Below are 12,322 nucleotides of genomic sequence, written 5' to 3'. Positions count from 1 at the left end.
TTTGAACAGGAGATAGCCTTTGGCACTGGCTCCACGATTGCAGCAGTTTTTCAATCACAAGGGAATCGCCTACACCGAGCTGCCTCTGGAGCCGGTGTCTGGCTTTGATGCGGCGGTGATTGCCTGTGGTGAGCCTCAGAGCGCGATTCTTCGGGCGACCTTGCTGATCGATATGCAGGGTGCCCTGATGGTGGTTCATACCTTTAACACGACCCTCGATCTGAATGCGGTAAACCAGCTGACGGGGCGCCGTTTGCAGCCGTTGACGGCGCGTCAGGCTGATCGTCTGTTTGGCGACTGTGATCCGGGTTTCCATCCTGCCGTCGGTGGCGCCTACGAGGTGCCGGTGCTGGTGGATAGTGCGATCGAGGACCTGGATCGGGCCGTCATCGCCAGTGGTACCGATCGAGCGCTGGTGCGCCTTGACGGGCGGAGCCTCCGCCTGGCATTGGCCGGCTCTCGCAAGGGCAATGTCGTGATCCGGGGGCAGGCCGGGGGAGAGCGTCCTGCGTTGACGCTCGACCAGGTAGCCGAACAATTGCAGAAACTGTACCGGTTGCCGCCGATGCCAGCGCTTGCGTTGCGCATCCTGAAATTAACCTCGAATCCGGAGGCGACAGCGCGGGAACTGGCCGAACTGATTGAATTTGATCCCAGCCTGACGGCGCAGATCCTGCGCTATGCCCGGTCCGCTTTATTCAATTACCAGGGGCAGATCCAGTCGGTCCAGGAGGCCGTGACCCGGGTTCTGGGGTTTGACCGGGTGGCGCATGTGGCTCTCGGTATTGCCTCAGTGAGGGCGTTTGACGTGCCTCGCAAGGGCATGTTGGGCATGGACGAATTCTGGCGGCACTCGCTTTATGCCGCCTTTCTGACCCAGAATATGGCCGCGATGACCGGTGCCGACAAGGGGCTGGCCTACCTGTGCGGGTTGCTGCACAACTTTGGTCTGCTGTTGATCGGACACCTGTTTCCACAAGAGTTTGAGGAGCTGAACAGCCTGCGGGAGGCGAATCCGGAGGTGAGTATGCGCTCACTGGAACAGCAGGTGTTTGGGGGTGGCCAGGGTAATGACGTGCTGGAGGTGGGCCACGGAGCGATTGGCGGAATCCTGCACCGGCTCTGGCAGTTGCCTGATGCGGTGGTCAAGTCGGCAGGTGTTCATCAGCAGCTCGATTACCGTGGTGAGCACGAAAACTATGTCTTGATGGTTCAGCTGGCCAACGCCTTGCTTAAGGAAAAAGGTGTCGGTGACGAATTCAACCCGGACGATATTGAGATTCTGGCCCAGCGCCTGGGGTTGACCGCTGACAAGGTGGAGCAACTGAAGGAGCAGATGGAGCGGGTTGCCAGCGATATCGACGATCTGGCCCGTTCCCTATCAGCCTGACCGGTTCATTTCCGGGCTTTCCAGACTGCTGTCGAAGCGGCTATTCCGGGGGATTCCGGCCGCTTCGAGCCTACTACCCTGTGCGCTCGAAGGGCATGCTACTGAGGTGCACTTTCTCAAACCCCTCTGACTTCGTATAATGCCCGCTCGATTTTTGCGTGAGTCCGCCAAGAAGCTGTCGCAAAGCGCCACCGTTTTGCAACAGCTTTTTCAATATAATCATAGAAATGGGAGCACAACGTTATGCGAGTGATCATGTTAGGCGCACCCGGCGCCGGTAAGGGTACCCAGGCCCAGTTCATTACCGAACGCTTCGGTATTCCCCAGATTTCCACCGGTGACATGCTGCGCGCAGCGGTCAAGGCCGAAAGTGAGCTTGGCCTGCAGGTCAAGGAAATCATGGCGACCGGTGGCCTGGTTTCTGATGACATCATCATTGGCCTGATTGAGGAGCGCGTTAAGCAGGACGACTGCGAAAACGGCTTCCTGCTGGATGGCTTCCCGCGCACCATTCCCCAGGCCGAAGCCCTGAAAGACCAGGGTATCGGCATCGACTACGTGGTTGAGATCGCTGTAGACGATGAAGAGATTGTGGGTCGTCTGTCTGGCCGTCGGGTTCACGAAGGCAGTGGCCGTACCTACCACATCAAGTTCGATCCCCCCAAGGTTGAGGGCAAGGACGATGAGACTGGTGAGCCGCTGATCCAGCGTGAAGACGACAAGGAAGCGACCATCCGCAAGCGTCTGGAAATCTATCACCAGCAGACTGCGCCTCTGGTTGGCTACTATCAGGATTGGGCGACCAAGGATGCCGCTGCCGCTCCCCAGTATGTGCGGGTTGAAGGCGTTGGCTCCCTGGATGACATCCGCAGCCAGATTTTCGAGTTGCTGAAGTAAGCCTGGTGCGCTCACAGCTAACATTGCTGGCGCTGGATACGTCCTCTGAGGGGTGTTCTGCCGCCTTGCTGGTGAATGGACAGATCCACGAGCGATTCGAGGTGGCTCCCCGCGGTCATACCCGGCTGCTGATGCCTATGGTCCGGGAGCTCCTTGCCGGTCAGGGGCTGGTGCCGGGTGATCTGGATGCGCTCGCATTCGCCTGTGGGCCTGGCTCGTTCACCGGCTTGCGCATTGCCACCGGTGTTATCCAGGGCCTGGCTTTCGGACTGGAGATCCCGGTAGTTCCGGTGTCGTCTCTGGCGACCGTAGCCGCTGAAGTGTGCGGTTCGTCAGAGTGCAGTGAAGGTGATGGTGTTGCCGTCGCCTTTGACGCCCGGATGGGGGAAGTTTACTGGGGCTGCTTCAACAACCGAAACGGGGTCCCGGTGGCGGCAGCTGAAGAGTGTGTTTGCGCGCCAGAGTTGGTCGCGCTGCCTGAAGGGACTTCCCGCTGGCTGGCGGTGGGCTCAGGCTGGGGCTATCGTGAGCAGATGCCGGAGGCGGTGACCGCCGCCGTCGGTTCCTGTGAAAGCTCCGGAGTCCCCAGGGCCCGTTACGTCGCCGTACTGGCCGAGCAGATATTTCGTGCTGGCGGTGGCGTACCTGCGGAACAGGCCCAGCCGGTCTACCTGCGTAACACGGTCACCTGGCAAAAGCTGCCTGGCCGCCAGTAAACCTAATTCTTCACCCAGTCGCGGAATCGTACGCCATGGATTTGTGGCACATCATTGTCTTGTCGATCATTCAGGGGCTGACCGAGTTCCTGCCAATCAGCAGCTCTGCCCATCTGATCCTCCCGTCCCAGCTCCTTGGCTGGCCTGACCAGGGGCTGGCATTCGATGTCGCGGTTCATGTTGGGACCCTGACGGCGGTCGCTTGGTATTTCCGCAAGGACGTTCTGCGGCTTACAACCGCCTGGGTGGGTGATACCGCCCACCGTCGTCTCAGTCCGGACAGCCGGCTGGCGTGGGCGATCATTGCCGCTACGATACCCGCGGGGCTGGCGGGATTGCTGCTCGACGACCTGATCGAGGCCCATCTCCGGTCCGGGCTGGTGATTGCCGCCTCCACCATCGGCTTTGGTCTGGTGCTGTGGTGGTCGGATGCGGTTGGGCGCCAGCAGCGGGGCTTGCCTGGTCTGACCATGAAGGATGCGGTGGTGATTGGATTGGCTCAGGCCCTGGCGCTGATTCCGGGCACTTCACGATCTGGTATCACGATGACGGCCGCACTGTTTCTTGGTTTTGGCCGCGAAGCAGCCGCACGTTTTTCGTTCCTGTTGTCCATTCCTCTCATTGCTGCAGCCGGCCTGCTGAAAACGCTCGATCTGCTTGAGCAGGGTGAGGCGGCTGACTGGCGATCCATTATTCTGGGAACCAGCCTGTCGTTTGTGTTTGCACTGCTGTGCATACACCTGTTTCTGAAGTTTCTTGAGCGTATCGGCTTGATGCCTTACGTGATCTATCGGCTGGGGTTAGGTGCTCTGCTGGTCCTGCTATTGTGGTGATTGGGTAGCGATTGGTTAAAAAGTGAACGTAACCTATGTTGTTTCCACTTTTCCACAGGTACTATTCCAACGTTGGTTTATTTCTCTTCAGCGGTATTCGGAACGACAGCAATGATTAATGGCATCGGCTCTAATGGCGGCTATCCCCTGCAAAATGGCAGTGGGGTTGTGCGTGAGCGTTCCGATGGTGCCCGCAACCCAGCCGCCAGTCCGGAAAAAACACCGTCTGATGTCGAGCAAACCCTGGCTCGAGCCCCGTCCGATAACGGTACCGAGGATTTCCGCCGCCCGGAGAGCCTCAGTGATCGAGAGCTGCAACGTCGGGTAGAAGCACGTCAGGCCGCAGCCGATGTCCGGCTCGAGCGGTTCAGTGGCGATGAGCTGCCCTTATCAACGGCCCGTGCCTTGTCCACCTTCTCGGCGGTGGCGTCTCAGGGCAGTGGTCATGACACCGAACTGGCCGGTATCGACATCCGTATCTGATGACTTCCCCCCAACGTTCCTCAGCACTGGCCGTCGCCTGCAGTGCGCTCGGTGACCGTGCCGGCGCCCAGGCGCTGGCAGAACGCCTGGCCCTACCATTTATCGGGACGGTCAAACCCCGGCAAGTGTGTGACTACGAGCTGTTGCTGTTTTCCGACGAGCAGGGGCTGGCCCTGCAGGCAACCGGAAAGGGCGCGCCAGGGCCGGTAAGGGTCGACTTCAGTGGTGGCAAGGCGGGTTATCGCCGAGAGCATGGCGGTGGTACCGGGCAAATGGTGGCGCGGGCCGTTGGCCTGCAAAAGACCCGGGCAAAGCTGCACGTGCTGGATGCCACTGCCGGGCTTGGACAGGATGCCTTTGTACTTGCTGGACTGGGCTGCACGCTGACGCTGTTTGAACGTTCTCCGATAATTCATGCGCTGCTGGCGGATGGTCTGGCACGGGGGCTTCTGAATCCGGCCATCTCCGACATTGTGGCGCGGATGACGCTGCATGAGGGGAGCAGCATCGACTGGCTGGCGAATGCCGGCACGGACGTGGCCGATGTCATATACCTTGATCCGATGTTCCCGCACCGGGACAAGTCGGCGGCGGTCAAAAAGGAAATGCAGCTGTTCCGTCCGGTGGTGGGGGATGACGATGATGCGCCGGCATTGCTGGCGGCGGCGCTGAACGCCGCGACCTACCGGGTTGTGGTTAAACGGTCCCGCAAGGCCCCTGCGATCGAGGGACCGGAACCGGCTGCCCGAATTGAAGGCAAGAGCAGCCGTTACGACATCTATTCCATTCGGGCCCTGCCGAACAGCTGACCGGCAGGTGAACGCCTGAGCTCAGTCAGGCGCCGCGCATCACTTCTCTTGCCCCTCAGAGGCTCTCAGGCTCCCAGCATGGTGACCTGCTGTAAGGCCTGGCGCTTCTCCACGTTCAGAACCAGCCGGGCATCTTCGGCCACTTCATCCAGCGCATCGGTATAACAGAGCTGGCCATCCTCGTCGGCGCTCAACACACCGTTTTTCTGCAGGTTGGCGATGAAGTTGCGGAACAGGCTTTTGTCGAAGAACTCCGGTGCGTTAAGGCCGAACAGGATCGACATGCGTTCGGCCATCATGGTGCTCTGTTCTTCCAGTTCGGCAGCGCTGATCTTGCCGGAACCGTTCTTGCGCAGAATGGCCAGAGCGATATGGTAGCGCTCGAGGGTCTGAATCACGAAGCGTGACAGGCTGCGCAGGCGCACGGTGGCATCGGTGCCTTCCTGTGGTCGGCAAATGCGGTCGCCGTCGGTGCGCAGCAGCTTGCTCTCCACCAGTACATCGATCCAGCGGTCGATAATGCTCTCGGCCTCATCAGCCGAATACTTCAGGAACAGCTCAGACTGCAAGTAGGGATAGGCAACGCTGCACAGAAACACCGCCTTGTCCCGTGTCAGGGACTCATTGTTCTCGAACAGGCAGGCGATCAGCGCCGGGATCGCGAACAGGTGCTGGATATTGTTGCGGTAGTAGGTCATCAGAATGGCGTTGCTGCCCTCCAGACCGATGATATCGCCGAGCTTTTGAGGCTGTCGGGTGACCAGCCCCATACCTTCACAGTACGTCAGCCAGTCTTTGCCGTTGCCTTCGGGCAGGGTCATGGTTTCTGAGTAGGGGAGGGCCTTAAGCAACGAAGCGAAGTGGTCCATCATGCCCACCAGCTGACGCTCATCCATGGCCAGCCGCTCGGTGCTCAGTAGCACGGTGGCGGTCATGTTGATCGGGTTAACCGCCACTGAACCGTTGATGCGGGTAGCGACCTGGGTTGCCAGATCCTCCACGGCGGTGTTCAGCCAGGGTGGGCGGTATTCGTTGTCATAGGCTTCCTTGCGCCAGCTCGGGTGGCAGTTGTCGAGCACGTTGGACAGGTGGATGGCCTCACCGAAGTTGACCGAGACACGCCCAAAGGAGTTGGTCAGTTTGCGCATGGTTCTGGCCAGACCAAGCACGCTTTCTTTCTGCTTTTTCTTGCCGCGCAGTTCGCCCAGGTAGGAACGCCCTTCCATGACTTTCTCGTAGCCGATGTACACCGGCACAAACACGATGGGCTTGCGGTGATCTCTCAGGAAGCTGCGAATGGTCATCGCCAGCATCCCGGGGCGTGGCTGGAGCATACGTCCGGTGCGGCTGCGGCCACCTTCGACAAAGTATTCGACGGAGTAGCCACGGGTGAACATGACGTGCATATACTCGTTGAATACCGTGCTGTAGAGGGGGTTGTCGCGGAAGCTCCGGCGCATGAAGAAGGCGCCGCCCCGGCGCAGGATCGGTCCCACCACGGGCATGTTCAGGTTGATGCCGGCCGCGATGTGCGGAGGAACCAGACCGTTCTTGTAAAGCACGTAGGAGAGCAGCAGATAGTCGATGTGGGAACGGTGACAGGGGACATACACGACGGCATTGTCCTGAGCGACGTCCTTGACCACTTGGATGTTGTTGATGGAGAGGCCGTTGTAGATCCGGTTCCACAGCCAGCTCAGGACGACTTCCAGGAACCGGATGGTCACGATGGACATGCTGGCGGCAATCTCATCGGCGTACTTGCGGGCCTTGGCGCGGACTTTTTCTGGCGGGATATCGTCCTTGCGCGCCGTTTCCCGAATGGCTTCCTTGACCGCCTGGGTGCGTACAAGCCCCTGTACCAGTGTGCGGCGGTGAGAGAGGTCCGGGCCGAGGACCGCCTGGCGGACGCGACGGAAATGGGTTCTCAGGATGCGGGCCAGTTTGCGAGTGGCGCGTTCTTCATTGTCCCGATATTCAGAGACCACCTGTTGCAGCAACACCGGCTTGTTGAACTGGACGTAGGTATTGCGGCCATGAACCAAAATGATCAGCAGCTTCTGCAGGCGGCCAGCCACTGACCAGGTGTCGGACAGCAGCAGTTTGACCAGGGATTTTTCTTTGTCCGGGGAGCGTCCCCAGAACAGGGATACAGGCACAATCTGAACATCCCCTTGTTCATGGTCAATCCCGTAACGAATGAGGTCGTGAACCAGAGGGGTCAGTTTCGGGGTCTGGCGGCGGCTGAACAGGCCGCCGACCCGGCGGTAAAGAAAGAAGAACGATTGTCTCGGGCCATTGTCGACCGGCAGCGGGGCTTCCGCGCCGGGAAGTCCCGCCCGCCGTACCTCCTGTTCTAACACCAGGCGACTGGACAGGGAGCTGTACTGCAGGACGTAGCAGACCGGCTTGTCGGGATCCAGGCCCAGCTCTTCCCGGGTTGCACCGCTGACATCGGTTCGGACCCATAGAAACAGGATTTTCCGAAACATTGTCAGGAACAGGCCCCAAAAGTTCGGGAAGAGATGCATATGTGGAGACTCCGGTTCGTAAAAGTGTCGCTAAGTGTACTTGCTGGAAGCGCCGTCGCAAAGACCGACACCGGCTTATGGCCCGGCCGGGTGGTGTGGTACATTTTCAGTCCTGCTAACAGAAGGAGCAAGCTATGCCTCAATGGCTTCCAGGCTGGATTGATACCCCGCCGCAGCCCGACGATGCTGTGTTGGCCATCTCCAATGGCGTTATCCTGAAACCGGGCGATGACTGGCTGATGCCCTGGTCAGCTGCTCGCTCCGCCGTCGCTCAGGGACAGGAGCCGGTTTACGTCGGCCGCTGGGGCGAGCGTGCCGTGTATGTTTGCGGTCTGGAGCCGGACCAGCTGGCTGGCGCCGTGCAATCCATAACGCTGCGTGATGCCCTGATCTTTGGCGAGGATGTGCCCGCGGAGCTGCTGGGGCTGGCGCACCAGGTGCAGCAGTGGTGGCTGGACCACCGGTTTTGCGGCCGTTGCGGCACGCCGACCACCATTCACCCCCGCGAGCGGGCCCGTCGCTGTGATCCATGCAGTCTCTCCTGGTATCCACGGCTTTCGCCCTGCGTGATCGTCATGATCCGGCGCGGGGAGCGAATGCTGCTGGCCCGTTCATCGCGAGTGAAGAGGAATTTCTTCAGTCTGATTGCCGGTTTTGTAGAAGCGGGTGAATCCCTGGAGGAGGCGGTGCAGCGAGAAGTCCTTGAGGAGACGGGGCTCAAGGTGACCAATATCCGGTATTACGATTCTCAGCCCTGGCCGTTTCCCAGCCAGTTGATGCTCGGTTTCTTTGCTGACTACGCCGGTGGTGAACTGGTGTTGCAGGAAGATGAAATCGCCGAAGCGGATTGGTTCCTGCCTGATGAACTGCCGCCGGTACCGCCGGAGACGACCATTGCCGGTCGTCTGATTGAAGCCATGCAGCAGGAGATTCGCGGTTGAAGGCGCCTGCCGTTCTGGTTTTTGACTCCGGGGTGGGCGGGCTGAGCGTGGCCCGGTGTATCCATCACGCCTTGCCAGCGGTTCGTCTGATCTACTTGGCTGATAATGCCTGCTTCCCATACGGTGACCAGCCGGAGTCGGTGGTTATCGAACGCTGCTGCGGCCTCGTCGAGAAGGCTCTGGAGGCGTTTTCGGTGGATGCGGTTGTCGTCGCCTGCAATACCGCGAGCACGGTGGTGCTGCCTCGGTTGCGGGCGATGACGGACATCCCGGTGGTTGGTGTCGTGCCGGCAGTCAAACCGGCTGCGCAGCTGTCCCGCAACCGCAAAATAGGTCTGCTGGCCACGCCCGCCACGGTTCGGCGCCCCTATCTGCAGGGTCTGGTTGATGAGTTCGCTGCTGATTGTGCCGTCAGTCGGGTAGGGCATCCGGGGCTGGTGCGCTGGATTGAAGACTGGGTCGCCGGGCAAGCGTTACCCATGGCCGAGCTGGATGCTGCACTGGAGCCATTCCGCGCGGACGGGGTGGATACAGTGGTGCTTGGATGTACCCATTACCCGCTGATTGTGGAGGCGTTGAGGGCCGCCTTGCCGCAGGTTCGCCATTGGGTGGATTCGGGCGATGCCATTGCCCGCCGGACGGCTTTTCTACTGCATCAGGGCGGCTATTCACTGCCGCTGGGGAAGTCTGATGAAGCGATGATGCAAGCGGTGATGTTCAGCGGCGATGTTCCACCCGGGATTGAGTCATTCCTGGCGCAGTGGGGGCTTGCCCCCGCCCGCGTTCTGGCTCATTGGCCCGGGACAGCTGCAGAGGGCGTTACAGTAACCGTGTCAGCTTGAACATGGCAATGAACTCCAGGGCCGGCAAACTGCGACGATGGCAGCAATAGGTCTTGAACGACTGCCCACGAAAACGGGATTTGGTGAACTCCAGTCCCTTGAAGTTATACAGGAAGTTGCCGTGCTCGTAGAGCTTGTGCATCAAGCCTTTCAGCAGGCGGGCTTCCTGGGGTTCTGGTGTCTTGTCGAGGGAGAGCGGAATGAGACCGAGATCCAGATAAGGTACCCCTTCCTCCTTGAACACCTCCATGGCGTGAGCCATCAGGGTATAGAAGATGCCCTGACGGAAATTGGCATTGGCCCGGGAGATATTGGGGACGTAGGAAATGATCTGATTGTTGTGGTAGATCGGATCAAAGTAGATGAAACCAACGGCCTTGCCGCCCTGGTAAGCATAGAAGTGCCGTTCATTTTCCCGGTAATCCATCTGCATGGGACGGATCAGGAAGCGGATCTCGTTGCTCTTGCACTTGCGGGTACGGATCCAGGCCTCGGAAATTTCACGGGTATGGTCGTCACTGAAGCGTTCCTTGACCGTGATTCCCCCTTTTTCTGCCTGGTTCAGTGCCGTGCGCAGAATCTGCTTCTTCTTGCCGCTCAATGTCCAGCTGCCCAGGTCAATACGGGACTCGCTGCCAAACTGGGTGCCGAACAGACCGAAGCGGCGGTGCAGGAAATCAACGACCGGTTTTGAGACCTGAATATAACAGGCATTCGGATGCTGCAGGTGGAAGCGCTCCAGGATGAACTCGAAGTTTTCTGGCGCCGCGACCGGATCGGACAGGACAAACGTCATGCCCCACTTTTTCATGTAGCCGATGTAGCCAACACCGGGCAGGTCGAAGTAGGCCATTCCCGGTTGCAGGGTCGAAAACGATTGTGAGTGAACGCCGAACTTCTTCAGGTAGTCGATCCGTTCCGAAAAACTGAACGCGCCTTTAGTCACCAGGTCAAGGCGGTTGAGTGCAATGCTCTGATTCGTCATCTTACCTGCTCCCCATTTATCGATTGTTGTTTGGGCTTTCAGGGGTTAATTCTGGGCCTGTTTCTCGCCCAGGATGGACCAGTAACAGTTCATGTTGAGCAGCTTGAAGTGCTTCTTCTCAGTGACTTTCAGGCCCAGCCGCTGCATGTGTTCCGGGTAGTTGTAGATCTTGTGGAAGGCATTGTTGGCAAACAGCCAGAAGATAAAGACCGCAACATACCAGTAGGCCTTCTTGAACAGCCGTGCCACGAGGTTGCCATTGGGATAGGAAAAGTCGCCCACGACCACTCTGGCATCGGCTTTGCCCAGCCGAATCAGGTGTTCCAGAACGCTGACCATCATGTCTTCGTCAAAAACGTTGAGGAAGAAGTTGGCGACGACCATGTCGTACTGCTCGAACTCTGCGACTTTCATGATGTCGCTGTGGACCTGGCGGATGGCGAGTTGCGGGGCTTCCTTGGCGAGCGCATCGGAAAATTTGCGCAGCATGGTTTCAGACAGGTCGACGACGGTGACATCGGCACCCAGTTCAGCGGCGCGGATGGCATCACGGCCATGGCCAACGCCAGCGAACAGGATCCTGTCTCCGGGTTTGACGGTTTCCACATCCAGCATTGCGGTTTTGCAGTGATGAATGCTCTTGCCGCTGTAGAGGTTGCTCAGAAAATCGTATACGGGGCCAATGTACTTATATTTATCGCGCATGATCTCATACCGCCTGTCGGATTCTGCTTGCCTGCCGCCGTTGTTGTCATTGTTGGTGGTCACCGAAGTTCCACGGGTGGCGACAGGGGATGGTCCGAGCTTAGAGAAGAGGGCGGGCGAAATATGTGCAGTAGGCCGCATTTCCAGATACATAAAGTAACGTTCCGCTACGCTTTGCAAACTGGATCAATAAACGTAACCTGAGTGTCGGACAATCCGGTTATTGTTTTTGCTTTTAAGGTGCCGCAGGTCGCATTTTTGTGTGGGAATTGACCGTTTTAGGCGGTGCAACCAAGAGGAAGTGTGAGAGCATTCCTATAGTGTTAGAGACAAGTCTGTGAATGTAGGGGCGTGGGGGCGAGAATGATCAGATTGTTTCAGGTCCTGGGACTGGCCGCCATGGTGGGGTGGGGAGTTTTGCCCGCAGCGTTGGTCGCCCAGGAGTTGCAGGTCAATTACCTGGTGGTGGACTCCAAGGTTGGCCCTTTTCAGATTATTCAGGATGACCGCAGCAGTGGCGGTATCATCTCGGACATCGTTGATGAGATTTTTCGAGGGACGGGGTATACGGTCGAGCACCTGGTTCGCCCTGTCAACCGGTTAACCAGGGATGTTGCAGATCAGACCTACCCCAACTGGGTGGCTTTTGATGCCCCGGTCTGGCATTCGTTCGGCGATGAAGGGGAGTACGCCAGTGTACCGCTGTTTGAGACCCGTCACGTCATGCTCACCTGCAGAACCGACATTCCCAACCCGGTAGACAGTGTCCGCGATCTTGAAAGCCTTTCGATTGCCACCTTGCGTGGCTTCAAATACCTCCAGCTTGATGAGGCCGCCGCAAACGATATCATTCGGCCGGTGCCGGTGGATAATTTCAACGCGGGTCTGACTCTGGTCTCTCTTGGCCGGGTGGATGGGTTTGTTGAGATGCAATCCCGCTTACGGTTTCACCTCGGAGGGTTTGCCGGCGACACCCGTTGCATGCGAGAGGTGGATGTCAGTGCGGTGATTCCGAACTATTCGCTCTACCTGGCGATGGACCGGCGCATGCCGGAGCCGGTCAAGCAGCTGATCAACGATCGCCTGAGGTCGATGCGAAGTTCAGGGGATATCGACAGGATCTGGCGAATCTACATACCGGATCAGATTCCCTCAGAGATACAGGTCAAGACCGGCCACTGACAGCCCAC

The 12,322-nt window shown here is 58.7% G+C and carries 12 protein-coding genes; 9 read left to right on the top strand and 3 right to left on the bottom strand.

From position 1 onward, the window contains the following. The first annotated feature begins 19 nt into the window (after nt 1-19). From BLV11_RS12335 to BLV11_RS12310, 6 genes are all read left to right on the top strand, one after another. Entirely contained in the window at nt 20-1,390 is a 1,371-nt protein-coding gene (locus tag BLV11_RS12335) for an HDOD domain-containing protein (RefSeq protein ID WP_091814560.1), read from the top strand. Nucleotides 1,391-1,633: 243 nt separating this feature from the next. Then, nucleotides 1,634-2,287: an adenylate kinase gene (gene adk / locus BLV11_RS12330; RefSeq protein WP_091814556.1), complete on the top strand. Its 654-nt coding sequence runs from the start codon at nt 1,634-1,636 to the stop codon at nt 2,285-2,287. 5 nt (nt 2,288-2,292) lie between these two features. Next, complete coding sequence (tsaB, locus tag BLV11_RS12325; protein WP_091814553.1) at nt 2,293-3,003, top strand: tRNA (adenosine(37)-N6)-threonylcarbamoyltransferase complex dimerization subunit type 1 TsaB; 711 nt, start codon at nt 2,293-2,295, stop codon at nt 3,001-3,003. Nucleotides 3,004-3,038: 35 nt separating this feature from the next. Beyond that, nucleotides 3,039-3,836: an undecaprenyl-diphosphate phosphatase gene (locus BLV11_RS12320; RefSeq protein WP_091814550.1), complete on the top strand. Its 798-nt coding sequence runs from the start codon at nt 3,039-3,041 to the stop codon at nt 3,834-3,836. 111 nt (nt 3,837-3,947) lie between these two features. After that, entirely contained in the window at nt 3,948-4,319 is a 372-nt protein-coding gene (locus BLV11_RS12315) for a hypothetical protein (RefSeq protein WP_091814546.1), read from the top strand. After that, complete coding sequence (locus BLV11_RS12310; RefSeq protein ID WP_091814543.1) at nt 4,319-5,128, top strand: class I SAM-dependent methyltransferase; 810 nt, start codon at nt 4,319-4,321, stop codon at nt 5,126-5,128. Before BLV11_RS12315 ends, BLV11_RS12310 begins: the two co-directional genes overlap by 1 nt. A 65-nt stretch (nt 5,129-5,193) precedes the next feature. Here the strand turns inward: BLV11_RS12310 and plsB are convergent, their stop codons facing one another. After that, the gene (gene plsB, locus BLV11_RS12305) at nt 5,194-7,659 is read right to left on the bottom strand and encodes a glycerol-3-phosphate 1-O-acyltransferase PlsB (RefSeq protein WP_091814541.1); all 2,466 of its coding nucleotides are present in this window, start codon (nt 7,657-7,659) and stop codon (nt 5,194-5,196) included. Nucleotides 7,660-7,793: 134 nt separating this feature from the next. Here plsB and nudC point away from each other — a divergent pair, with 134 nt between their 5' ends. Together nudC and murI are read left to right on the top strand one after the other, a co-directional pair. Beyond that, nucleotides 7,794-8,600, top strand: coding sequence for an NAD(+) diphosphatase (gene nudC / locus BLV11_RS12300; RefSeq protein ID WP_091814537.1), 807 nt, complete (start codon nt 7,794-7,796; stop codon nt 8,598-8,600). Beyond that, entirely contained in the window at nt 8,597-9,442 is an 846-nt protein-coding gene (gene murI / locus BLV11_RS12295; RefSeq protein ID WP_091814534.1) for a glutamate racemase, read from the top strand. The genes nudC and murI overlap by 4 nt, the downstream gene beginning before the upstream one ends. Here the strand turns inward: murI and BLV11_RS12290 are convergent. Together BLV11_RS12290 and BLV11_RS12285 are read right to left on the bottom strand one after the other, a co-directional pair. Next, nucleotides 9,420-10,427, bottom strand: a complete 1,008-nt coding sequence (locus BLV11_RS12290) for a DUF2156 domain-containing protein (RefSeq protein WP_091814531.1) — start codon at nt 10,425-10,427, stop codon at nt 9,420-9,422. The genes murI and BLV11_RS12290 overlap by 23 nt on opposite strands. Nucleotides 10,428-10,472: 45 nt before the next feature. Beyond that, complete coding sequence (locus tag BLV11_RS12285; RefSeq protein WP_091814888.1) at nt 10,473-11,132, bottom strand: class I SAM-dependent methyltransferase; 660 nt, start codon at nt 11,130-11,132, stop codon at nt 10,473-10,475. 363 nt (nt 11,133-11,495) lie between these two features. Here BLV11_RS12285 and BLV11_RS12280 point away from each other — a divergent pair, with 363 nt between their 5' ends. Beyond that, nucleotides 11,496-12,314: a substrate-binding periplasmic protein gene (locus BLV11_RS12280; RefSeq protein ID WP_091814527.1), complete on the top strand. Its 819-nt coding sequence runs from the start codon at nt 11,496-11,498 to the stop codon at nt 12,312-12,314. Nucleotides 12,315-12,322: the final 8 nt, after the last annotated feature.

It is taken from the genome of Marinobacter mobilis (genome assembly GCF_900106945.1).
Classification (GTDB): Bacteria; Pseudomonadota; Gammaproteobacteria; order Pseudomonadales; family Oleiphilaceae; genus Marinobacter; species Marinobacter mobilis.
This window is presented reverse-complemented; position numbering and strand designations above follow the sequence as displayed.